This is a genomic window from Candidatus Formimonas warabiya, from assembly GCF_002777255.1.
GTDB lineage: Bacteria > Bacillota > Dehalobacteriia > Dehalobacteriales > Dehalobacteriaceae > Formimonas > Formimonas warabiya.
This window is the reverse complement of record NZ_CP017634.1, coordinates 4174883-4197444: the sequence shown is the minus strand read 5'-3', so window position 1 is coordinate 4197444 and position 22562 is coordinate 4174883. Positions and strand designations below refer to the sequence as shown.

The following is a 22562-nucleotide window of genomic DNA, read 5'->3' as shown; positions in this document are numbered from 1 at the left end:
AGGGGGACAGGATGTCAGTGGACCTGTCCCCTTGACATATTCCCATACTATTAAAACATTCCTATTGATATCCAATATGGTATTGCAATAAGCATTGACAGCATGCAGACAACAAAATAGGCGGTGCCAAATCTAAACAAATGCTTGGATGCCCAACCGTTTCCTCCCATATTTGCCTCGGCAACCAGTGCAAACATGTTCTGATAGCTCAGGAAAAAGGCGTTCATAGCGATGCATAGTAAAGGCACCCAAACAAGGGGATTAATTCCGTACCTTTCAAATACGCTCGGGGCAATTGATGAAACAATCGCCATGGTCGGAACAAACACGGCAATATCCACAAATCGAACTAAGAACATAATTAGTAATACAACCAAAACAAACAACCATGAATTACCGGCGATAGGAGCAAGTGCATTGACCAGTATCGACGACATCCAGCTTGATACGCCAGTTGCGGCAAACACCGAGCCAAATCCCATGGTCGTACCGATAAATAGCACAAGATCCCAGCTGATTCCTGAACCGATCTCTTTGCTGTTGATAATCTGTGCCGCAGTCAGGATAAACAAACCAGCAAGGCAGACCGCCGCGTCAGGGATTTTATGGTAGGAGCTAGTCGCAAACAGCACAAATGAGAGCACCAAAACAATGCTGCTGGTCTTTTCCTGATTACTCATAGCACCAAGCTTTCGATATTCCTCAATGAACGTATCTTTTGAAATATTCAGTTTCTCAGAAGGCTTTAGTACAATATAACCGGCGATGATGGTCAGAACCGTAATGACAGCTACCGGCAGGAGAGAAACTCTGGCCCACGACGCAAAGTCAATTGCGCCAAGCTCGGGAACAGAGGCAAAAAAGCCGGACATAATGGGACCTGCCAGCGAGCCGCTCAGCCATCCGATACCCGGAATGACAGCCATCGCCCAAGCATTTATCAAGATAAGAGATCGTTCTTTGGAGTTTTCGGGAAGTTTGCAGATATTCGCACAGTTTAAAGCTATGGGGGTAACGATAACTACCCGTACTGTTATGGACGGTGTCAGCATGGAAAGCGCAATACCGATTACCGCCCACATGAGCAAAAGCCCTGGATAGCTTATTTTTACATACTTCATTCCCAGATAGGCAATGCGTTTGCCTAGTCCGGTTTTTGCAAGCACAAAGCCGTAAAAAAGAGCGGGAATCAATGACCAAACAGCCGTTCCCGAAAAACCCGAAAACACATTGCTTGCAGGAACCCCTATCGCCAACAGGCAGGCCATGTATAGTACGCCGCTTACCGAAAAAGGTATATTCAGGGGTTTGAAAATCCAAAGTCCAATGGTAATAATAAGTATCATCACGACAAAATGCCCCTTGGCATCGAGGGCCGGTTGGAATAATTGCAGGATGCCGATCAGCAAACTGATGGCTACGAACAGCAAAAAGCCGATTTTTTGCACAATTTTTTCCATGATTTTATTCCTCCGCTCTATTACATTTTCACAGACTGGCATAAATCATAATTAATAATAAGTCGCCTCACTATGCATTTTTTCTATGTATAACGAGGCGACTAAAAGATAATTCATATCCGGGCAACTGGCGGAATGATAATCGCCTTATGCCCAAAATCATTGATCCACAATATTTCTATGTGCAATGATGGCAGCATCTAACGTGAGCTATCTCACGAGGTGCAAATCACCCTTCGATCCGTCCTTTTTGTAAGGTGCCTGAGCCACGGTCGCCCTGATTTCCTTCTGCGGATGTCCGGGAGCACCCCATACAATTTTGACCTCATTGCCGATGTCAGCCTGGTCAACATCAAGAACAGCCAGACAGAGCATCTCGCGGAAATAGTAGCTATATCCATAGGATGAAGTGGTGCCGACTAATTTTCCGTTCTTCACCACCTTATCAACATACATGCCGCCTCTCTGGAATCTGGGCAACTCAATATAATCATAGTGGTCGCCTTTTCGGAACATGGAAGCATATACATCTACCACATCCTCCGGGTTCCAAACCAGCGTGCGAATGATTCTTTTGGGATTTGCCATTTCCTTTTCAAGGGCTTCCCGCCCTAGAAAATCATGGTCAAATTTTACAACCTTGCTCCACCCCAGCTCAATCGGGCTGCGATAGTAATCGCTGATATCGTTGCCTTCAAAACTGCCGTAGAGATTCAATGTGGTCATAGAGGCGGGCATTGATGTTTTGAAAGCGGTGAGATAATCGGTTAAATCGCTGCTAAACATCGCCGGGATGTAGTCGGTAATAATCGTGGGGAAACAAGCTTCCAGATGGTTAATAAAGACCGTTCTTCCACCCAGTCTGCGAATGCCGAATTCTTCTCCGTCCTCCAGAATGGCTTGAATGACCTCTTCCTTCCACTCATTAGGGCCCACCAGCTCAAAACCAGGCTCTCCCGCCATACCCTGCCGCAGTGCGTACATCCATTTGCCACGGATCCCGATCTTTTTCATGTGCATGTATTTGACATTGCGCAAGCTTTCACCGCAGGACTTTTCGAGAAGGGCTACGGCATTGGGACCCGATACCTGCAAATTGAACCAATCGTCAGGTTCGGATGTAACATTGTAGTTGCCTTTTTCCAGGTTGTAATTCATCCAGAAACATCCTCGGCCAAAAAGCAAATAATCATGCTCACCCATACGGGACAAAATACCCTCGTGGATAACCTTACCGTCTACATTGCAATGAATGCAGTGCTTGGACTGGCCTATTTCAAACCTTTTAAAGCTGGTCGTGGAAAAATCGGAGAACAGTTTCTCCACATCGGGACCTCTGAACCAGCGCTCCCAAAGGAAGGACCAATCCCCGATATAGCAGTTCTCCTTCCACGACATACTCTCATCCATCCAGTCGGTGTATTCAGGTTGACCCCACCGTATCGTAAAATAGCCGGGAGGTGTTACGCGGTATTTGTTCATATCTTGGTCACTCATAAATGTCTCCCTTCAATCAATAAATAACTTGATTTTTGCTTAGCATGATAATACACAAAGACAATGGTTCCCAAGCAGGAAATGATACAAATTTAGAAAAGCTTTTCTCAACTGCCATTTCGGATCTGATCCTGGTTCAAGGATAGCATAGGCACTCAAAAAACGGAAATTCAATTAAAAAATAACTGTTATTCAAACACTGTATTAAGCGCATCTACCAAAACAAGGGGAAAAACTGTATAATGAAGGTATTGTAGTCACTTTTTTATACTTACCAATATTTTTTACACCAAAGCACTGTTAAAAAGTTCTCAAGGAGTATGAGTATGGGTATGGATTTAGACTACATTCGTGAATTTGTAGTTTTGTCAAAAACGCTTAATTTTTCAAAAGCCGCCGAAATCCTTCATATGAGCCAGCCCACGCTAAGCAGGCATCTGATCTGCCTTGAGGAAGAGGTTGGCACTAGTCTGATTCTCCGCACAAAGCGCACTGTCAAATTAACAGAGGCCGGCAAAGCCTTCCTTGACAAGGCCATAGAAATAGTTGCCCAATATGACAGCTCGATAAAAGCGGTGAAACAAATTGATGTTGCACACAAGAGAAAACTGGGTTTAGGGCTCCTATACTATCAAAAAGAATTTTTTTTAGAAAAAATTGAGATGTTTAAGCTTAAATATCCAGACGTTATACTGAACTTTGTCGCCGGAACTCCCAATGAATTGCTCAAGGAAGTTTTTGATGGGAACATAGATGTTTGCGCGACCATGCATGTCGATTTCAAAAACAGTGATTTGCTGAAATTTGTTGACCTATATACCGAGCCCCTCATTGTAATGGTCAGTTTGAAACATGCTCTTTCCAAACAAAAGAGCATTCAAATATCGGATTTAGCTAACGAAATTTTTGTCAGCGTTGATGACGACTTCTATAGAGGATATTTCGAATATATCAGAGGTTTATGCAGGACAAATGGCGTTCACATTGCAAATCCCATCCTTGTACCCAATTATGAGATGATGTTGTTGACCGCTCAGGCAGGAGCCGGAATAGCGATATTGACTACAAACATGAAAAGACATTTGACAAATTGCGCGGTGCTCGAAATCGAGAATGATAATTTTGCTATTGCCAGATGTCTGGCTTATCGATCAAACAACACAAACACCGTGACGCAGCTTTTTCTAAGCCTTTTTCCTTAATATTCCGGCTGAGCTTTTTCAAACTCACTGATAAATACATCCGGCACCAAGCTGAATTTCCACAAACATGGTGTTTCTGCCAATTCGCATTCCGCATGAACTTAATCGGCAAGGGAGCTATTGTCCTGACCTCTTTGCCCCCTTTTTCCTTTCCTTGTCCTTAAAGGAATATAAGAACATGGACTGCTGAGAAAATTGGCATGACGTTGGAAAAATAATTTTTGCGGCAAGCCGGTAAAATAGTGAGGAAGGTAATAAAATGGAACGGAAAAGGGAATTGAAATAAAAGCGCTTCATTTTATTTTATATAATTTAAATAAATTTCAGGAGATGAATGGTCTTGAGTTCTACAGTTATTTTATTGGGGATTCTTGCTGTTGCTATATTGGGCAAGGCGAATTCGGTGGCTATTGCTACATGTGTTTTACTTTTACTGAAATTAATAGGTTTGGACAGCTATGTGTATCCGTTTATAGAAAAAAGCGGTATGACCTGGGGACTGATATTCCTTCTCGCTGCCATCATGATACCGATTGCCAATGGCAGCATTTCCGCAGAAAATATAAAAAGCGTATTCACATCCTGGACAGGTATCACTGCTTTAGCTCTTTCATTTTTCACAACATATTTAAGCGGTCAAGGCTTGAACTATCTAACTGTTCAGGGACATGGCAATGTTATGCCTGCCATGATCATCGGAGCAGTCGGCGCCGCGGCCTTTTTGGGCGGAGTGCCTGTCGGACCGCTGATTACAGCGGGAATACTGGCTTTATTTGCCAAGATAATCCATAGCTAAATATGTCAATTATGTCAGGGGGACAGGTCCCTTGACATGGTCTTCCTCTCATGCCAATTTATCCTCTTATGTCAGTGGACCTGTCCCCTTGACATAGTTCTTATCCAATATCCACCAAATGTAATTTACAACTCTATTACATTGCTTGTTTTCCATCTATGCTAAAATAGGAGCGGAGGTGGTTTTATGGCGCACATTCTCATCGTTGAGGATGAAAAATCCATAAACGACCTTATTGCGATGAATCTGGAGCTGGTAGGCCACACCAGTACCCAGGCATATGAAGGCAATGAGGCCCTTGCATACCTAAAGCAGCATACTTATGCCCTGATTGTAATGGATATTATGCTTCCGGGGCTGGACGGGTTCACCCTGATGCAGCATGTTTCTGAGAACACGCCCGTCATTTTCCTCACTGCCATGGGCAATCTGTCCGACAGGGTGAAAGGGCTGAAACTGGGCGCCGACGATTATATCGTCAAACCCTTTGAAACGATTGAGCTGCTGGCTCGTATTGAAGCCGTGCTGCGCCGTACCCAGCGGTCCTTGCATATTTTTTCTCTGGACAGTACCGTGGTAAATCTGGAAAGCAGAGTAGTCACCGTGAAAGGCAGCGAAATCGAACTGACCCTTCGCGAATATGAATTGCTGGAAATACTCATTAAAAATAGAAATATCGCCCTGTCCCGGGAAAAACTGCTTAAACTGGCCTGGGAATATGATTACTTTGGAGAGACAAGAACCGTAGATGTGCATATTCAAAAACTGCGCAAAAAATTAAACTGGGAAAATAGAATCAAAACTATTTACAAAATGGGGTACCGCCTGGAGGTGGACCAGTGAAGTTTTGGCAAAAAGCCTTTATCGGCATTTTAGTAGTTTTCATTATATCCATCAATATCTGCCTCTATTTGACTTCTAAATACAGCTTCTCTCTTAATATGAAGCGGGATACGGACCGGGCGTTAGGCGAATATCACTTCATCATGAATGGCGTTTACGATACGATGAACAGTATTTACTACCGTGAACAGGGTGAGCTGACACCCACTTCGATAGAAAGCTTTATGCGTTCCTATGCGGACTACTACAGAATACAGAATGTATTCCTGGAACTCCGGCACTCAAATAAGCTGCTTTTTACAAATGTCCCTTCTGCCGCCATATCCGATATGAATGACGGAGAACCGGCTAAGGATGCCTATACCATAAAGGTGCTGTCAAGCAGCGGAAAAAACTACTTATCTATAGCGGGAAAGGTAGGCGGGCAGTATCAGGACTATACGCTTACCTACGTCCGCGACCTGTCTGAACTGTATCAGACTCACTCTCAACTCACCCGCTATCTGATCACGGTCACCGCGTTGGTGGAAATAGTGCTGACAATAATCTTACTGATGCTATTAAGGAAGCTTACCGATCCGATCCGAACCATGCAAAAGGCTACCCGTAAAATAGCCGGCGGGGTATATCATGAACGAATCAGTGTCCCCGGGAAAGATGAATTCCATGACCTGGCAGAAAACTTTAATCAGATGGCGTCCCGCATCCAGGATAAGATTACCGAGCTTGACAAAAACGCCCAAGATAAACAAAGGCTCATCGATAATTTGGCCCACGAGTTGCGCACACCGCTTACCGCGATTCGAGGTTATGCCGAATATCTGCAAAGTGCTAACACCCATGAGCAAAATCGCATCAAAGCAGCGAATTATATTATCAGCGAAACGGACAGGATGCAGAACCTGGCATTTAAACTGCTGGATTTGGCCCTTGTAAGAAACAATAAGCCGGATTTGCAGCCCCTCATCCCAGGAGAATTGTTTCATCAGGTTCAAACAGTGTTGGCGGCAAAATTGGAAGAAAAGCGTATTAGATTGGATATTTATTGCCCATTGAAAGATCTAACAGGAGATTCTATTCTTCTCCAGTCCCTGCTGGTGAACCTGGTAGATAATGCCGTGAAAGCATCTTCTCATGATTCTTCCATTCAACTGTCCGCCTATTTTGATACCGTACCCATACTGGAAGTGAAGGATGCGGGCTGCGGCATGGGAGAGGAAGAGGCTGCTTTGGTGTGCGAACCCTTCTATCGGGTGGACAAAGCCCGCTCCCGGAGCTCAGGCGGTGTTGGACTGGGATTGTCCCTTTGCCGTGAGATTGCGCATTTGCACGGAGCTGAGCTAAGAATCAACTCTTGTCCCGGAAAAGGCACCACCGTGCAGGTTGCTTTTACAACTCTTTTACAACCCAGTGAAAACTCTCTGATCGATGAGGGTGTATGATTTACTTGTAGCGCTACCAAACATTGATGAAAAAGGGAGATCACGAAAAATGACGAAATTTAAAACAGTAGTCAACAAGGCATGGGTATTTGTCGCGGCAGCTGCATTAATAGCAGGAAGCAGCTCTGCAATGGCTTTTGCCCTTGACCGTAATGTGCCGGAAAGCGCATCGGCACATGCAGCGGGCATCACAATTGATGCGAATGCCTATAATCAAATTCCCGCTGCCGAAACCGGAATTACTGCGGAGTACTCCGTTACTGACCTATCTAAGACTGTGTCTGACCAAAAGGAATATATCAGAGAAAAGTTAAGCATGATAGACGGCATCACCCCTGAGCAGATCGAAGAAAAATATCATGAAATTATTTCGAATATGACTCCCGGGGAAAAGGATCTTTCAGCGGAGCAAGCGGCCGCTTATGCTGCGGGCATCCTGAAAAAGGCCTATGGCGTTGATTTTCAAGGCTATACTGCGGAAGCAAGCTTTTCCAGAAGCCCGGTACCAAACTCCGATTCCTGGACGGTAATATTCCACGCCCCCAAGGAAGATCAAAATACCAAAAGGTATATTGCCTCCATAGACTCTGTGAACGGTAGAATGCTGGATGCAAGTTTTTATAACCTTAATTATCGGGAAGAAAACAACAAAGATCTGGATAATCCCGCGTGGACAAATAAGGCTTTACAAGAAATAGCCAAGTTTTTGCCGGAGAATGTTTCCATCACCGGCAGCAAGGTGGTGTTAGCAACGCCGGCAGGCGGCGTCATCGTCGTATGTGAATTATCCGACGGCTCCGCATACGCAGTGCGCTTAACAGGTGAAAACAAGGAAGCAGCAGCCTATATTTTCTTTCCCAATGGGTACGACGGCAGTTTAGACTATCATCCCGCAACAGGTAAATCAGTAGGATAAGGCAGCACAGGGACGTTTTGTTTGATGTGAGCTTTTCAGACAAAACGTCCCCTCCATTTTATAGATCTTTTCGGTCTGTGCAGAAACTTTATAACTGCTAAGTCGCGTATGGATTATGCTAAGGTCAAGTTAGGGAAATGTTTTTTCGTCTGTAAATACTTGAAATAATTCCCAAGGCTGCTGCATTGAGGATTAACCGGGAACCGCCAAAACTGATAAAGGGAAGCCCCACTTCGCTGATCGGGGCCCATCCCAGGTTCATAGATATGTTCCAGAAAAACTGGATGGCAAAAATGGCTGCTAACCCGCTGGTAAGGAGCCTGCCATAACTATTTTTTACGGTTGTAGCGATGAAGATGATCCGGATCATAAACAAAACAACCAGGGCCACCAAAATACCCCCTGCAATCCAACCAAAAGTGAAGGTAATATAAGAAAAAATAAAATCGGTATGCAGGTCAGGGATCAATTTCTGGCCGAGCGTGAATCCTTGGCCAAAAAATCCGGAACTGTGCATTAATTGACTCAGCTGGATATTGAGCCAGCCACTACCGGCAGGATCCGCCGACGGGTTTAAAAAGGTAATCAGGCGTTGTAAGCGGTAAGGAGTACTGATGACGGAGCACAGCGTGATACTTCCCAATAAACCAAATAACAGCAGGGAAATTCTATGTTTTACCCCTGAAACTGCCATCAGTGTAAGGCACATAATCGAATAAATGACAGCGGTGGACAAGGAACGGCCTGTCAAGATCAAAAACAGGGGCACCAGACATATCAGAAAACCCTGTAACAATTTTTTGGGTTCGTTCCACTGCCATTTATGGAATAGCCCGGCAAAAGCGATACTGAACAAGAAAGGACTGATGCCGATAATATCCAAATAAAAGGGACCGATATTTAAATAGGGTTTGCCTTGAAATGGCACCCCAACCAGCGTGGTCAGGGTCATCAATACCAGGGTGCCCAGATAGAGGTACTTTGAATAGGGCTCTAATTTCCGGTAATCAAATAGATATAATCCAGGTACAATCACTGCTCCCATGATGATGAAAACCAACGTTTTGGTAAATATCCGGGGCTGAGTGGATAGAAGCAGACCTTGTTTGCCCATAAAATACATGGCGGCTAAACCCAAGCCTGCGAAAAAAAGACTTAAACTTAGGATGCTCCACTCCGGTTTCGGCTGGTGAACTTTATTAAGCTCTTTTCCTACGGTATCCGCACTGCCCATTTGAACAATTGCTTTGTTTACCGCCTCATCTTCGGAAAAGCCCTGCGCCATATATTCTTCCATACTCTCCTGAAGGTGGGTGTTAATTTCCAGCTGTATTTCCTGATGAACTTCGCGAAATTTAATCTGGGCGCAGATATCACCAATATATGCTTGTATCTTGGGGTTCTGGATTAAGACCATATGTAAGCCTCCCTTGTGAGAACCTGATCGACGGCAGAACGAAATGTTTCCCACTCTTGTTCTTTTTCTTTTAAATAATGATTTCCCTGATGGGTAATGCGATAATATTTTCTTTGCCGGCTGCCCACCTGTCCCCACCAATAGGATTCAACCATCCCATCGGCTTCTAAACCATGTAAAATAGGATAAAGCGTACCCTCTTTGAACTGAAACACCCCGCTGGATCTTTTCTCCATTTCTTTAATCATCTGATAGCCATACATAGGCTCCCGGTTCAGCAAGCTTAAAACCAGGATTACGCTGCTCCCTTTTAGAAGCTCCTTGTTTACTTTCACATCAGTCCCTCCTTCCAATAAGCTTTATATCTATGCATAGATTATCTATGTATAGATATAACAGAAATTCCTCTAAAAATCAACTCTTTTTTTGAATCAAGGGAATCAGATTTCTTAGTCTGATCGTCTTCATTTGTGAAAAATTGTAGGAAGAGTGGCTTTTGGCTGGTGGGAAGAAAGAATTTAGCTTGCCTGGAACTGATGCGCAAAATTTTTGATGGCATTGACATCCAGTTTAGATATATCCGCAGTAACCCCGCTTACCTTCTTGACGATGATCCGTTCCACCAGGTTCATTTTTGAGAAAATAAACTCTCCCCCGAACAACCCGTTGGCGGAAGATCTTTCCCGCAATTCCCGGGGAAAACCTGTCTCGAATTGCTTTTGGGCTTTTTCGTCCTCAAACATGCAGCAAAGAAACAGGCCGATCCTTTTCGTGCCGAAAACAGGCTGGTTCTGTTTCAGGAACTGCTTTACCTTTGACTGGATGGCACCGGCATGAATAGAGCTGCCGATGATCACACCGTCATACCCTTGAATATCCGGGTTAGGTGTCTTTTTTAAGTTGATTAAAACCGCTTCTCCCTTCAGGTTTTCCCCGAGTAATCGGGCGGCTTTCTCTGTGGTGCCATGAGAGGAGGCAAAAACAATCGCATTCTTCATCTGCTAAATTCATTCCTTTCCCAAGTATCAAATTGACCGGCTGTCAGGCATTAAACCTGTATCCCGCCCCCCAGATAGTTTCGATATATTCGGGAGCAGAGGGGTCTTTTTCAATCTTTTTCCTTACTTTTTGAATGTGAACCGCCACGGTGGCGGTATCCCCAAAATAGTCTTCACCCCAGATGGTATCAAAAATTCTCTCTTTGCTAAAAACAATGTTGGGGTTGGAGGCCAGAAACAGCAATAATTCATATTCTTTTGTGGTCATGAGGACTTCCTTCCCGTTTACATAGACTTTGCGGGAGGCGGTATTAATTTCCAATCCTTTGTGGTTGATCACTTCGTTTACCGTTTTTTTGCCCATCAGGCGCTCATATCTTTTGATATGGGACTTGATCCTGGCGGCCAGCTCCGCCGGACTGAAAGGTTTGGTGAGATAATCGTCCGCCCCGAAGCCCAGGCCTCTGATTTTGTCAATTTCTTCATTCCGGGCCGAAACGACGATGATGGGAATTTCCCACCGCTCCCGCACCTGTTTAATAATCTCATAGCCGTCTTTGTTGGGCAGCATCAGGTCCACCAGGATCACGTCAAAGATGCCGGAGACGGCCTTTTTCAGTCCCTCCGCCCCGTCCTGGACAATTTCCACCTGATAACCGTTCAGGTTCAGATAATCCCGTTCCAGTTCCGCAATATTAATATCATCTTCAATAATCAGGATCTGTTTCATTGGCCAGCCTCTCCCTGTTCTTTCACAATTGGCAGCATAATCGTAAAACAAGTACCCTCATTTTCCGTGCTTGACAAGGTAATTTTGCCCTGATGCGCCTCCACTAATTCCTTCGCAATAGCCAGACCTAAGCCCGTACTCATCATGTCCTTGGTCCGTTCCGTATCAATGCGGTAAAATCTTTCAAACACATGAGCCAGTTTATCCTGGGGAATCCCCGGCCCATTATCCTTTACGCTGACATAGACCGCATCATCTTGCCGCCATAATTCTACGGTGATGGTTAATTCGTTGCCCCCGCCGAATTTTGCCCCGTTACCGATAATGTTTCTGATCGCCTGATGGATTCTTTTCCTGTCGATGCGGACATAACCGTCCGGGTCCATTTTGTCCAGGTAACTGAACTGAATCTGCTTTTCTTCCAGTTCCAGCCGGAATTCCTCCATCAGATCACTCATATACCCTTTCACCGGCAGCGTCTCATATTGAAAATCCAGTTTCTCCATATCCAATTTAGAAAAAAGGAACAGGTCATCAATCAGTTTATTGATATAGACAGTATTATGATAAATAATCTTCAGGTACTTATTGGTTTTTTCCGGGGATGCCACCACCCCGTCCAAAATTCCTTCAATATATCCTTGGATGGAAGCAATGGGCGTTTTTAGATCATGGGAAATATTGGCGATCAAGGCCTTCCTGTTTTCTTCATAGGAAAGCTGCACTTTTTCACTTTCCTGTAATTTTTGGGCCATTTCATTAAAAGAATGGATTAACACCCCGAATTCATTGGTCACAGGATAATCCACCTGCACATAGTAGTTTCCCCGGGCAATTTCATCCACGGCTTTCTTCAGTTCATCCATGGGCAGAAAGATCCTTTTCTCCAGGCGCTGGAGAAACCCGAGATGAATGATTTCTTTGATAGCGATAAAAAGGGCAAAGAAAACGGCAATAGCCGTAGTGCCGATCCATCTAAAGAGCAAATATAAAAGGATTACGGTAAAGATGAAAGCTGCCGGGCGCAGCCATTTCAGGCCCTTGTGGAAGGAATCAAAATCATGATGGTATTTGCAGTGGTTCTGGTATTCTTCACCCCAGTGATTATTGCCCCACTTTCCGGGGGAATGGGGATGCTTCCGATGGAATTGCTCGTGTATTTTATGGAAATGTTGATGCACCCGTCTTTTCTTGTCGAACATCTTCTCACCTGCTGCCTGAAAAATCAATTATTGATTCTATTCTACCACATTCTAAAGCTTTCAAAAGGGAGAAAGGGCGTAAAACTTCACCCGCTTTACGCCCTTTACTTAGAATCTGTGCTCTGATTACCAAACTAAGTTTATTTCTGCTCCTAAGCTGAGGTCATGGACCCCATTTTGGGCATCCTTCTGTTTCCCTTGCCCGGCCAGGACTATTTTCTCTATCTCGCTGTTGGGGTTGATCATCACTTTTACCTCCAGGCTTGCCTCCTCCAAAGCGGCAAGCTCCTTGAGCACGCAGCCTTTCTCCCCCTCTTCCGGCCTGTTTATTTTTTGATCCAAATGTGCTTTCAGATGATTTTTCACATCTTCCGGAAGTTCCGTGACGGTAAGGGACAATACGGCTCTGCCGTCTTTCTCCTCGTCCACTTTGATGTTGTTGAACAGGTTGAGCACAAAGGCAATCTTATCTAATTTGCCCTTCACGCCACAGCAGCCATGGATGCCGGGATGATGATCAAAATGGTGCCCGTGTCTCATAAAATGGTGGTGGTGCATACCGGTGCCGGCACATTCCGGGGTATGAAATTCAGTGCTGCTTTCATGCCGTCCTTTCTTTCCCGCAAAGTCCCATTCGGTGCTGATCTTGGCTTTTACCTGGCCTTGGGCCGTATCCTTTTCAAACTCTTTGGCCAGACCGAACAGCTTTACCTGGTCTTTTTTTATTTCTCCTGCCAGGGTCCCCTTGAAAACCTCCTTTTCCTTCAATTTTTTTACCACATCATACATCACTTTTATTTTGTTCATAAAAATGACCTCCTTTTTTTGTTTGAGGTCATTATAACGGGGAAAAATAAAACGGCCATAAAGCAATCTTAAAATTTTTATAAACAAACTTAAATATCCTATCATTTAAAACAAGTCTCTTACTCCAGCATATCTGAAAACTGCCCGATGATCTTTTCCCCATCTTGCTCTTTCCGGGGCATGGCCGGAATTTGATAAAAATTGTTTTTCTCCTCTTGCTGGACAGTTTCTGCCAAGTCATTTATACTGGAGACATCAACCATGTTTCCTGAAAGATGGAGACAAGCTTTACAGAAAGGAAAGGGGGATAATCATGAAGGCAAAGGATATTATGTCCAAAGAAGTGATTACCGTGAAAAAAGATACCCCAATCGGAGAAATTGCCAGAATATTAATTGATCACCATATTTCCGGCGTGCCTGTCGTTGATGATGATCATCAATTAATGGGTATTGTCACGGAAGGAGATCTGATTCATCAGGAAACGGCCCCCAGGCTGCCCAAAGTTCTTTCTGTTTTAGGAGCGTTTATTTATTTCAGCGGTGTGGAACAGTATAAAGAGGACTTTAAAAAACTGGCGGCCACAAAAGCGGAAGAAATCATGACCACCGATGTTGCCACCATCGGAGAGGACATGGACGTCCAGGATATTGCCACCATTTTTGTCCATAAAAACATTAACCGGGTACCTGTTTTAAGAAACAAAAAATTAATTGGGATTGTCAGCCGGGCGGATATTCTAAAAACCTTCCTGCAAAACCAGGAATAGGGAATTTTCCGGATTATTTAAACGAATTTGGGGAAAAGACCAGGTCCGCCAAAGCCCTGGCATAGATTTTGGCCGCTGTCACCAGAGATGCCAGGGAGATTCTTTCGTCCGCCCCGTGACAGAAATCTTCCTGACCGGGGAAAACAGGCCCCCAAGCCACGGTATTGGGCATCGCCTTGGCATAAGAGGTGCCGTGGGCCAGGGCCGGTTCGCTGCACAGGCCCGTGATCTCCTCATAGGCTTCTCCTAAGACTTTGAGAAAAGGCATGTCCTTGCTGACATAAATCGGCTCATAATAGCTCAAGTGGGTCCAGGTATAGTGATATTGCTGTGCAAAGGCCGCAAAGGCCTTTTCAATATCTTCCCTGGTGGTGCCGAAGGAGGTTCTCAGGTTAAAGGTAACATGAAAGCTCCCCTCTTTCGTTTCCAGCAGGGTGGGTGAAATCACATTGCGATGAATGTACTCCCCGTTCAAATATTCGCTTTGGCTGTACAGGCCGATGGCCTTCCCGTAGATGTCCCCGTGGAAAAAGCGGTCGATGAAGGCAATCAGCCGGGAGGAGCCGTCTTTTTTCCCGGGAAGACCGTTTAAAAAATGGCAGAGCAGGGTAATGGCATTCTTTCCTTTTTCCGGAACAGAGGAATGGGCGGCAACCCCGTAAGCGGTAATGAGAAGGGCATTTTCTTTTTTCTCCAGAATTATTTTTTCTCCAGGGTAATTTTCCAGATAATGGGTGATAAATCCTTCCATGCGGGCAGGTTCTCCCCGGACCAGAGCCTGGGCCCGGGCCGGAATGGCATTTACCGTACTCCCCGCCTCCAGGCTTAAGATCTCGAAATTCTTCTCCCCTTCCTCGTTTTTGGCAAAATCAAGCCGGATATCGGCATACCCCTTTTCCCGGTTGGTGGCGGGAAATTCTCCATCCGGTGTAAAACCGTAATCCGGTGTTTGATATCTTCCCGTATAGTCCTCCATGTCGGTCCAGGCTACTTCTTCCTGGGTGCCGATAATCAATTGCACTTTTTTGTATTTGGGTAAGGGCAGGCTGTTTACGGCCCATAAAGCGTAAAGGGCAGCCACCAACGGCCCCTTGTCGTCTACCGCCCCCCGCCCCCATATCTCCCCGTCCACCAGGAGGCCTCCATAGGGGGGAACGGTCCAATCCCCGTCCACGTCCACTACATCCACATGGGCGAGCACACCGACCGTCTCTTGTCTTTGGCCTATTTCCACCAGCCCCACCCGGTCATCCAGCAGGGATTCTGCTTTTAAGCCCATACCGGCTGCTTTGCTCAAGACCAAACGCAATGCTTCCGCCACCTGGCCCAGATCTTTGGACACACTGGGCACCCGCACCAGATCCCCGACATCCGCCGCCATTTGCGCCGCATGATCGTCAATAAAGCGGAAAAGGACGTCCCGATCATATTCATCCGTCATTTTACTCAAGCCTCCTAAAATGCAAAATAACTTTATCTAACTAAATACTACATTTAATGAAAGATTTTTACTATACAAACTTTTGTTAATTTCTGCCCGCCAAATTAGCAGCTTTGGATAATTCAATCAGATACTGAAAGGAAAGAAATATATCTAAAAATACCTGTATGCTATCATGGAACTTACGTGATCATAAAACCCCATTGGACACATTGTATAGAATACAAAAACACCATCAGAATCATGGGTTCTGACGGTGTTTTTATTCATCCTTCTGAAATCGATTCCGGATGGCAATTTTACTCTTCATTCTTCGCAACAACCGGCATCCGGTACAAGGGCACGATACACACCAAGGCCACAATCATCAATAGGGCCGCCCCTTCGTACATAGATACCAGGGAGGATATTTTTTTCAACAGGCCGGCCAGGCTCATGGTCACCACCATGGCCCCGGTAAACAAGGGGTTGAGGATGCCGTTGACCCGGCCAATATATTGGTTTTCCGTGTTTTGCAGAATCATGGTATTGATGCCGATTTGAATGCAGGGAAGCACCAGCCCGCTTAAAAACTGGGCCCCCAATGTTAACCACCAAACCGTGGATATCCCCGACAAACCAATGCCCAGGGCGTCGAAGAACAAACCGAAAGCCAGCAGTCTTTGGGGAGGAACCGCTTTGGCGAAGGCCATGGTCAGTCCGCCTCCCAAAATCATGCCGACGCCGTAGACCGTCATCAACCACTGCAGATTATCTTGGGTCAGGCCCAGCCTTTCCGTGATCAGGAAAACACCCAAGGGTTGGATCAAACCCAGAGACAGGCCGGCGGCAAAGAAACAGGCGCCGAGCAGGGTGAGCACTTTCTTCGACAGCATATAACGGATTCCGGCGCCCATATCCTGAAGAACGGTGGCCCCGGCCCCCTCTCCCCCCGGGTCATGACCGGGCAGGCGCCATAACAGGGCGGCGGCCGACATCAGGAACGAGATGCCCATCACGGCAATGGCAATCTGAATGCCAAAATGCTGGTAAACAAATGTGCCCAGAATCGGGCCGAAAACCATAAACAAGGCAAAAACTGTCTGGTAAATGGACATGCCGGCCTGAATCTGGTCCTCCGGCACATGAATTTTAAACAGCTTCAACCCGGACGGCATGGAAAACTGGGACAAAATGGCCGAGAACATGGTGGCGAAAAAGACCGCCTTCCAGGAACCGAAGATCATGGTCAAAAGCACGGCGAATACCGACACCGCACTTAAGGTATCGCACCAGACCATGGTACGTTTGGGGCGCCACCGGTCGGCAAAGGTTCCGCCGATAAAGGAGAAGACAAAGATCGGCACAAATTCCGCCACAGAAACCAGGGAAACCGCCAGGGCATCCCCGTTCGTCATTTCCACCACATACAAAAGCACGGAAAAATTACGCACCCAGATGCCGATTTGGAGAAAAATCTCCGATAATAAAATCGCCTGCACAATCGGGTTGCGAAACAAACTAAGCATAAAAAACCTCCTGATCCTTTTTCCGGACAGGAGGATCGTACCTGATTATCAATATGAAGTCAAGTAGAAAATAAAACTAAAATTGCGTTTCTCTCCGGCTAACCGTATAATTAAAAAAGATGGGAGAGGTGGTGCAAGGTGCATTCCGCGCGAAAAGGGGCATTCTTGGTAACGGCGGCAACCTGTTTGTTTGCCACGGAGGCTATTTTTGCCAAGCTGGCCTATGGAGCCCAGGTCAATTTAATCACTGTGCTGGCGCTGCGCTTTGTTTTGCCCGCACTTATTCTTTTGCTGGTATCCTATGTGACGGGAACATCCCTGCGCATCCCCCCAGGGAGCCGCAAGCTCTTTCTTCCTTTATTCGGCATTTATGTCGTCATTGCTCTCTTGCTTTTTCAATCTTTTGCCCTGCTGCCAGCTACCATGGCCATTATGTTTTTTTATGCCTTCCCGGTCTTAACGGGCCTTTTGGCTTTTCTGGTAGACGGGGAACGCTTAGCCAAGGTGAAAATATGTGCCCTGGTCATCTCCGCCTGCGGTTTGATTCTTTTGCTCTGGACTTCCTGGGAAAAGCTGAACATGTGGGGCGCAGTCCTGGCTTTGATAGCAGCCTCGGCCAATGCCCTCTACATGATTTACTTACCGAAACTCTTAAAGACCGTGCATCAAGTAACCGTGATTACCTGGTTTTTTGTCGGCAGTACGGTGTTTTTTGGCTTCCTGGGCCTTTTTTCCGGAGCCCTTGATTTTCATTTTGCTCTTTCCGGCTGGGTTTATCTGGCCGGCCTCAGCCTGATTTCCACTGCCACCGCTACCCTCGCCTTAATTTATGGATTGCCCCTGGTAGGTCCTACCTTAGCTGCAATCATCAATACCCTGGAACCCCCCTGTACAGCTTTCCTTGCCTATTGGGTATTTGGCGAAAAGCTCACAGGCTGGCAAATCATCGGGGCACTTTTGGTTCTTTCCGCCGTTTTGCTTCCCCAATTACCCATAAAAAATGAAAAATACCGGGAAACAAAAATTTAGCACCCTTCACCCACCCATCCTATGATTGACTTAAACCGGGAAGAAGCATAAAATATTGAATATAAAATGAACTTAAATTCACTTTTTCACTTACGAGGTGGTCCCACCCATGGCATACCGTCAGACGGACAGAGTAAAGGAAAAACTAGAGTCCAAAAAAAAGGAGATTATCCGGGCAGCCCGGGAGGTATTTGCAGAACAAAGCTACCAGGGTACGTCCATCAAAGCGTTGGCCCAGAAGGCGAAAATTGCCACAGGAACCTTTTACCTCTATTTTTCCAATAAAGAAGCCCTGATCAACATGATTGTGGATGAAATGTTCCATGAACTCCTGGACCATATCAAAAAAGAACGGGCCAAGTTTACCGACAACTATGATAAACTCCAGGCTTCCATGGAAGCGTGCCTGAACATCTTCATGCGGGAAAAAACTATGGCCAAAATTCTTTTGGTGCAGGTGCCGGGCGTCAACAACGCCTTTAACGCCAAGCTGATTGAAATCGAAAACGAGCTGATCAAGCTGACCAAAGGGGACCTGGATGAATTAAAAAGCCGGGGGATGCTGCCTGAAGAAGATACCTTGGTCTGTGCCATGGCTTTTGTGGGCAGCTTCCGCCAGGTGATCATCAACTGGCTCCGGGAAGGGAAACCGGAAAATTTGGCCGAAGCTTGCGACACTCTGATGGCATACAATCTCCGCGGCTTGGGCAAACAAAAATAACTCCGGACTAGAAAACTTGGCTTGCGCCAAGCCTCTGACGACGGCGCGCCACCGGAAAGTGCAAGGAAATGGTGAAAATGAAAGATTCTTATCTGTCCATCCGGTCTTTATCGGTGGATTACCAGCATAAAGGAGAAAGGGTCCGAGCCCTGGAATCCGTGGACTTATCCCTTGCCCGGGGCCAGAGAGGGGTGATTATCGGTCCTTCCGGCTGTGGGAAAAGCACGCTGATCTCTGTTTTAGCCGGTCTTAATGCCCATTATTCCGGCCAGGTGCTGATCGACGGCAACCCACCCCAGGGAGGAGGCGATACCGCCTTGATTCTCCAGGACTTTGGGCTGCTCCCCTGGAAAACGGTGTGGGAAAATGTGATTTTAGGACTGCAGCTGCGCAAAAAGAATCCGGGGCAAATCAAAAAAACAGCAGAGGCGGTACTGGAAAAGCTGGGCCTTTTTTCTCTGGCCAAAAGGTATCCCGCCCAATTAAGCGGGGGCCAAAGGCAGCGGGTGGCCATTGCCCGGGCCTTGGTGCTGGAACCGAAGCTGCTTTTAATGGACGAGCCTTTTTCTTCCCTGGATGCCTTAACCCGGGAAGAAATTCAGGATTTTCTCCTGGAGATCTGGGAAGAAACCCGGCTCAGCACTTTGCTCATCACCCACAACATCGAAGAAGCCGTCTTTCTGGGCCAAAAAATCTTTGTCATGTCTTCCGGCCCGGGACGGATCCAAGAGGAAGTAGAAAATACCATGGCAGGAGAGGGTCACCTGAGGGGACGGGTGCAATTTCTGGAAATGTGCAGCTACCTCCGCTCATTCCTGCACAGGAGGGAAAATAATGCGGCAGGTGCTTAAAAAAACCCGGGGACTGTGGTCTCTTCTTTCCTCATCCATTCTTCTCCTCCTCATCTGGTGGCTGCTCTCCTTCGTTTTAAAAAGCGCGGCGGTCCCCGCCCCTTTGGCGGCTTTGAAAAGCTTTCTCACCAGTATGCAGGGGGATCTTTCCCTCCACCTGATCGTAAGCCTGTACCGGGTGCTGGCCAGCTTGGTTCTGGCCACGGTCCTGGCGGTGCCCCTGGGTATTTTTCTGGGCAAGAACCCAGGCATAGACGCCAAAGTTGCCCCTATGATCTATTTAACTTACCCGGTTCCTAAAGTGGTATTTATGCCGATTCTCTTAATTCTTCTCGGCATCGGTGACCTGTCCAAAATCGTTTTGATTACCCTGATTACCTTTTACCAAATCCTGGTGACTACCCGGGACGCAGCGAAAAACCTGGAAAAAGGGTATCTTGCTTCGGTTCTGTCTCTGGGCGCCAGGCCCTGGGACCTGTACCGCCACGTCTATTTTCCCGGGTGCCTGCCCGCCATCCTTACGGCCCTGCGCTTGGGGCTGGGCACAGCCATGGCGGTGCTTTTTCTCGCCGAGACCTATGCCACCCAGACCGGAATCGGTTTTTTTATCATGGATTCCCTGAGCCGGATGAATTACGAAGAAATGTTCGCCGGCATCATTGCCATGGGGTTGATGGGATTTTTTCTCTATCTCCTGCTGGATAAAGCGGAAAAAATGGTCTGTACCTGGATGCATCTTTAGGGTTCCCGTCAGATTCCCTTGTCCAGCAGATAACCAAAGGAAAACAGGATGCTGAATACTAAGGAAAGACGGGCGGTCCCTGCCAAAGTGGCATTAAGGGGGACGCCCCTTTTGGTCCGGATATCACCGATTAAGGGAGGAACCAGGGGCAGGGAAAACCAGGACAGGAGAATCCACAGGGAAGACTGGCCGGTGAGCCACATCAGCAAGGGAATCAGCAAAGAACTGGCCAGCAAGAGAACATATTCCATTTGGGCATGGCCCGGGCCCAGGCGAACGGCTAAAGTCCTTTTCCCCGTTTTTTGATCCGTTTCCAGGTCCCGGAAATTGTTCACCACCAGGACGGCGGAAATCAATAATCCCACCGGCAGTGAAGCGCACCAGGCGGCAGTGCTGACGGAGCCTGCCTGAACATAATAGGTGCCGCAGACGGCCACCGGTCCAAAGAATATAAAGACAAAAATCTCGCCCAGCCCGTGGTAGCCCAAGGGAAACGGGCCGCCGGTGTAAGCGATGGCCGAAATAATGGCGGAAACCCCTACCACCAGAATGGGCCATCCCCCCACCCAGATCAGATAGGTGCCGATCAAAAAGGCCAGGACGAAGACTGCCCACATTCCCCCCATGACCTGGCGGGGAGTGAGGAGGCCTGCTTGGGTCACTCGCACGGGTCCGGTTCTTTCTTTGGTATCTGTTCCTTTTTTGAAATCAAAGACATCATTGGCCAGATTAGAACCAATCTGCAAGAGCAGGGCGGCCAGCAAAGCGGCCAGAGCCGGCCCGAAACGGAAAGCCTGATCTCCTGCCGCCAGCGCCGTCCCTACAATCACAGGGCCCATGGCAGCAGGCAAGGTTTTAGGACGGATGGCCAGCATCCAGACGGTAAAGCGATTTAAATTCTCTTTTGATTGTGACATCTCATTTATCCCCTAAAAAAACATTTTTCTTTAGTTATTCGTGTTCTCCTGCCGGATTCCTTCCTAAAAGGACAAAGGAAAAACATTCCCCCCCGGGCACAAACCTCTTGACTTTTCTCAAAGGAAATTTTAAGATATCACTAATAAAATGAATATCAATTCATTCTTTTAATTTGCATGTATTTAGGAGGAAGGGAAAAATGGGGTTGATTAAAAAGCTCAGGGTGGTGCTGGCACTGCTTGTTATGGCAGCGATATTGCCCGGATGCGGCCAGGTAAAAGAAACCGCCCAGGAAACTGAACCGCAACATTTGAAAATCGGGGTGCTGCCCATCGAAGATATTATGCCGATGGTGGTGGCAGAGAAAAACGGTTATTTTGCCCAGGAAAATCTGGACGTGGAATTGGTCCCTTTTCAAAGCGCGGTGGAGCAGGGAAATGCCATGCAGTCGGGAGAACTGGACGGCATGGTCACGGACATGATTGTGGCCGGCCTGATCAAGGATTCCGGACTGGATATTAAAATAACCTCCGTGACCCTCGGGGTAACGCCTGAGGAAGGCCGGTTCGCCATTGTAGCCGCACCCAATTCGGATATTAAAACTTTGCAGGATCTTAAAGGGAAGAAGGTAGGAATTTCTCAAAATTCCATTATTGAATATGTTACCGATGGACTGCTGGAGGCGGGAAAGATCGATCCTTCAGAAGTGAAGAAGGTCTCCGTACCTAAAATTCCCGTACGCATGGAAATGCTTTTTAGCAACCAGATTGATGCTATCGTAGTGCCGGACCCCCTGGTGACTTTTGCCGAATTTAAAGGTGCAAAAATCTTGGCCCAAGATACGGAAAAGAACCTGTCCCAGGCGGTGGTGCTCTTTGAACAGAAAGCCCTGGACCAAAAGAAGGAGGCCCTGGAATCCTTCTACCGGGCCTACGCTAAGGCGGTAGATGATTTGAACAACCATCCCGCGGATTATCAGCAGCTGATGGTGGAGACCGCAAATGTTCCGGAACCCATTGCCAAAGACTATCAGATCCAGCACTACCCTAAACCCCAGGTTCCTGCGAAGGAAGATGTGGACAATGTGCTGAAATGGATGGATCAAAAAGGACTGCTGAAAAATGACCTGACATATGAGAACCTGGTCCAGGAGATGTAAAGAGACAGGAAGGAAAAATAAAAAAGCAAGCGGGGAACTATCTTCGCTTGCTTTTCGTCTATGATACGGCGGAAAAAATTTTGCTTTGCAGTTGTTGACGGTTTCTTCCGCTTA

General features: G+C 46.7%; 22 protein-coding genes. 11 read left to right on the top strand and 11 right to left on the bottom strand.

Annotated features, from left to right (window positions below; genetic code table 11):
* Positions 1–50: 50 nt before the first annotated feature.
* Both DCMF_RS19070 and DCMF_RS19065 read right to left on the bottom strand, forming a co-directional pair.
* A complete protein-coding gene (locus tag DCMF_RS19070) occupies positions 51–1460 on the bottom strand; it encodes an SLC13 family permease (protein ID WP_214658733.1) in 1410 nt (469 codons plus the stop codon).
* A gap of 210 nt (positions 1461–1670) precedes the next feature.
* Positions 1671–2957, bottom strand: coding sequence for an aminomethyltransferase family protein (locus DCMF_RS19065; RefSeq protein WP_148135889.1), 1287 nt, complete (start codon positions 2955–2957; stop codon positions 1671–1673).
* Positions 2958–3283: 326 nt separating this feature from the next.
* Between DCMF_RS19065 and DCMF_RS19060 the strand changes: the two genes are divergently transcribed.
* The 5 genes from DCMF_RS19060 to DCMF_RS19040 all read left to right on the top strand — a co-directional run bounded on the left by DCMF_RS19060 (position 3284) and on the right by DCMF_RS19040 (position 8156).
* Positions 3284–4159 (top strand): LysR family transcriptional regulator, encoded by an 876-nt coding sequence (locus DCMF_RS19060; RefSeq protein WP_214658732.1) that lies wholly within the window; start codon positions 3284–3286, stop codon positions 4157–4159.
* 340 nt (positions 4160–4499) lie between these two features.
* Positions 4500–4955 (top strand): DUF441 domain-containing protein, encoded by a 456-nt coding sequence (locus DCMF_RS19055; protein WP_148135887.1) that lies wholly within the window; start codon positions 4500–4502, stop codon positions 4953–4955.
* A gap of 186 nt (positions 4956–5141) precedes the next feature.
* Positions 5142–5798, top strand: a complete 657-nt coding sequence (locus DCMF_RS19050; protein ID WP_148135886.1) for a response regulator transcription factor — start codon at positions 5142–5144, stop codon at positions 5796–5798.
* Positions 5795–7240 (top strand): sensor histidine kinase, encoded by a 1446-nt coding sequence (locus tag DCMF_RS19045; RefSeq protein ID WP_148135885.1) that lies wholly within the window; start codon positions 5795–5797, stop codon positions 7238–7240. The genes DCMF_RS19050 and DCMF_RS19045 overlap by 4 nt, the downstream gene beginning before the upstream one ends.
* Positions 7241–7289: 49 nt before the next feature.
* A complete protein-coding gene (locus DCMF_RS19040; RefSeq protein ID WP_148135884.1) occupies positions 7290–8156 on the top strand; it encodes a hypothetical protein in 867 nt (288 codons plus the stop codon).
* Positions 8157–8280: 124 nt separating this feature from the next.
* Here DCMF_RS19040 and DCMF_RS19035 read toward each other — a convergent pair whose 3' ends face one another.
* The 6 genes from DCMF_RS19035 to DCMF_RS19010 all read right to left on the bottom strand — a co-directional run bounded on the left by DCMF_RS19035 (position 8281) and on the right by DCMF_RS19010 (position 13310).
* The gene (locus DCMF_RS19035; RefSeq protein ID WP_148135883.1) at positions 8281–9573 is read right to left on the bottom strand and encodes an FtsW/RodA/SpoVE family cell cycle protein; all 1293 of its coding nucleotides are present in this window, start codon (positions 9571–9573) and stop codon (positions 8281–8283) included.
* Positions 9564–9908, bottom strand: coding sequence for a PadR family transcriptional regulator (locus tag DCMF_RS19030; RefSeq protein ID WP_148135882.1), 345 nt, complete (start codon positions 9906–9908; stop codon positions 9564–9566). The genes DCMF_RS19035 and DCMF_RS19030 overlap by 10 nt, the downstream gene beginning before the upstream one ends.
* A gap of 183 nt (positions 9909–10091) precedes the next feature.
* Positions 10092–10571, bottom strand: a complete 480-nt coding sequence (locus tag DCMF_RS19025) for a flavodoxin domain-containing protein (RefSeq protein WP_148135881.1) — start codon at positions 10569–10571, stop codon at positions 10092–10094.
* Positions 10572–10614: 43 nt separating this feature from the next.
* Complete coding sequence (locus tag DCMF_RS19020) at positions 10615–11301, bottom strand: response regulator transcription factor (protein ID WP_148135880.1); 687 nt, start codon at positions 11299–11301, stop codon at positions 10615–10617.
* Entirely contained in the window at positions 11298–12503 is a 1206-nt protein-coding gene (locus DCMF_RS19015; RefSeq protein ID WP_148135879.1) for a sensor histidine kinase, read from the bottom strand. The genes DCMF_RS19020 and DCMF_RS19015 overlap by 4 nt, the downstream gene beginning before the upstream one ends.
* Before the next feature lie 126 nt (positions 12504–12629).
* On the bottom strand, positions 12630–13310 hold the full coding sequence (locus DCMF_RS19010) for a hypothetical protein (protein ID WP_148135878.1): 681 nt from the start codon (positions 13308–13310) through the stop codon (positions 12630–12632).
* A gap of 313 nt (positions 13311–13623) precedes the next feature.
* Between DCMF_RS19010 and DCMF_RS19005 the strand changes: the two genes are divergently transcribed.
* Positions 13624–14079: a CBS domain-containing protein gene (locus DCMF_RS19005; RefSeq protein ID WP_148135877.1), complete on the top strand. Its 456-nt coding sequence runs from the start codon at positions 13624–13626 to the stop codon at positions 14077–14079.
* Between the two features lie 13 nt (positions 14080–14092).
* Here DCMF_RS19005 and DCMF_RS19000 read toward each other — a convergent pair whose 3' ends face one another.
* Complete coding sequence (locus DCMF_RS19000) at positions 14093–15520, bottom strand: Sapep family Mn(2+)-dependent dipeptidase (RefSeq protein WP_148135876.1); 1428 nt, start codon at positions 15518–15520, stop codon at positions 14093–14095.
* A gap of 299 nt (positions 15521–15819) precedes the next feature.
* On the bottom strand, positions 15820–17028 hold the full coding sequence (locus DCMF_RS18995; protein ID WP_148135875.1) for an MFS transporter: 1209 nt from the start codon (positions 17026–17028) through the stop codon (positions 15820–15822).
* Positions 17029–17166: 138 nt separating this feature from the next.
* Here DCMF_RS18995 and DCMF_RS18990 point away from each other — a divergent pair, with 138 nt between their 5' ends.
* From DCMF_RS18990 to DCMF_RS18975, 4 genes are all read left to right on the top strand, one after another.
* Positions 17167–18057 (top strand): DMT family transporter, encoded by an 891-nt coding sequence (locus DCMF_RS18990; RefSeq protein WP_148135874.1) that lies wholly within the window; start codon positions 17167–17169, stop codon positions 18055–18057.
* 109 nt (positions 18058–18166) lie between these two features.
* Entirely contained in the window at positions 18167–18778 is a 612-nt protein-coding gene (locus DCMF_RS18985; protein ID WP_148135873.1) for a TetR/AcrR family transcriptional regulator, read from the top strand.
* Between the two features lie 77 nt (positions 18779–18855).
* Entirely contained in the window at positions 18856–19629 is a 774-nt protein-coding gene (locus tag DCMF_RS18980) for an ABC transporter ATP-binding protein (RefSeq protein WP_148135872.1), read from the top strand.
* Positions 19613–20371, top strand: coding sequence for an ABC transporter permease (locus tag DCMF_RS18975; protein ID WP_148135871.1), 759 nt, complete (start codon positions 19613–19615; stop codon positions 20369–20371). The genes DCMF_RS18980 and DCMF_RS18975 overlap by 17 nt, the downstream gene beginning before the upstream one ends.
* Before the next feature lie 8 nt (positions 20372–20379).
* Here the strand turns inward: DCMF_RS18975 and DCMF_RS18970 are convergent, their stop codons facing one another.
* The gene (locus DCMF_RS18970; RefSeq protein ID WP_148135870.1) at positions 20380–21288 is read right to left on the bottom strand and encodes a 1,4-dihydroxy-2-naphthoate polyprenyltransferase; all 909 of its coding nucleotides are present in this window, start codon (positions 21286–21288) and stop codon (positions 20380–20382) included.
* A 200-nt stretch (positions 21289–21488) separates the two neighbouring features.
* On the opposite strand from DCMF_RS18970, the gene DCMF_RS18965 reads away from it, so the two are divergent.
* Complete coding sequence (locus DCMF_RS18965) at positions 21489–22448, top strand: ABC transporter substrate-binding protein (RefSeq protein WP_148135869.1); 960 nt, start codon at positions 21489–21491, stop codon at positions 22446–22448.
* Positions 22449–22562: the final 114 nt, after the last annotated feature.

Bases quoted from the DNA above. Each gene is read 5' to 3' on its own strand.
- DCMF_RS19070 (WP_214658733.1), bottom strand. From the start codon at position 1,460: ATGGAAAAAATTGTGCAAAAAATCGGCTTTTTGCTGTTCGTAGCCATC.
- DCMF_RS19065 (WP_148135889.1), bottom strand. From the start codon at position 2,957: ATGAGTGACCAAGATATGAACAAATACCGCGTAACACCTCCCGGCTAT.
- DCMF_RS19060 (WP_214658732.1), top strand. From the start codon at position 3,284: ATGGGTATGGATTTAGACTACATTCGTGAATTTGTAGTTTTGTCAAAA.
- DCMF_RS19050 (WP_148135886.1), top strand. From the start codon at position 5,142: ATGGCGCACATTCTCATCGTTGAGGATGAAAAATCCATAAACGACCTT.
- DCMF_RS19040 (WP_148135884.1), top strand. From the start codon at position 7,290: ATGACGAAATTTAAAACAGTAGTCAACAAGGCATGGGTATTTGTCGCG.
- DCMF_RS19035 (WP_148135883.1), bottom strand. From the start codon at position 9,573: ATGGTCTTAATCCAGAACCCCAAGATACAAGCATATATTGGTGATATC.
- DCMF_RS19025 (WP_148135881.1), bottom strand. From the start codon at position 10,571: ATGAAGAATGCGATTGTTTTTGCCTCCTCTCATGGCACCACAGAGAAA.
- DCMF_RS19020 (WP_148135880.1), bottom strand. From the start codon at position 11,301: ATGAAACAGATCCTGATTATTGAAGATGATATTAATATTGCGGAACTG.
- DCMF_RS19015 (WP_148135879.1), bottom strand. From the start codon at position 12,503: ATGTTCGACAAGAAAAGACGGGTGCATCAACATTTCCATAAAATACAC.
- DCMF_RS19010 (WP_148135878.1), bottom strand. From the start codon at position 13,310: ATGAACAAAATAAAAGTGATGTATGATGTGGTAAAAAAATTGAAGGAA.
- DCMF_RS19005 (WP_148135877.1), top strand. From the start codon at position 13,624: ATGAAGGCAAAGGATATTATGTCCAAAGAAGTGATTACCGTGAAAAAA.
- DCMF_RS19000 (WP_148135876.1), bottom strand. From the start codon at position 15,520: ATGACGGATGAATATGATCGGGACGTCCTTTTCCGCTTTATTGACGAT.
- DCMF_RS18995 (WP_148135875.1), bottom strand. From the start codon at position 17,028: ATGCTTAGTTTGTTTCGCAACCCGATTGTGCAGGCGATTTTATTATCG.
- DCMF_RS18985 (WP_148135873.1), top strand. From the start codon at position 18,167: ATGGCATACCGTCAGACGGACAGAGTAAAGGAAAAACTAGAGTCCAAA.
- DCMF_RS18980 (WP_148135872.1), top strand. From the start codon at position 18,856: ATGAAAGATTCTTATCTGTCCATCCGGTCTTTATCGGTGGATTACCAG.
- DCMF_RS18975 (WP_148135871.1), top strand. From the start codon at position 19,613: ATGCGGCAGGTGCTTAAAAAAACCCGGGGACTGTGGTCTCTTCTTTCC.
- DCMF_RS18970 (WP_148135870.1), bottom strand. From the start codon at position 21,288: ATGTCACAATCAAAAGAGAATTTAAATCGCTTTACCGTCTGGATGCTG.
- DCMF_RS18965 (WP_148135869.1), top strand. From the start codon at position 21,489: ATGGGGTTGATTAAAAAGCTCAGGGTGGTGCTGGCACTGCTTGTTATG.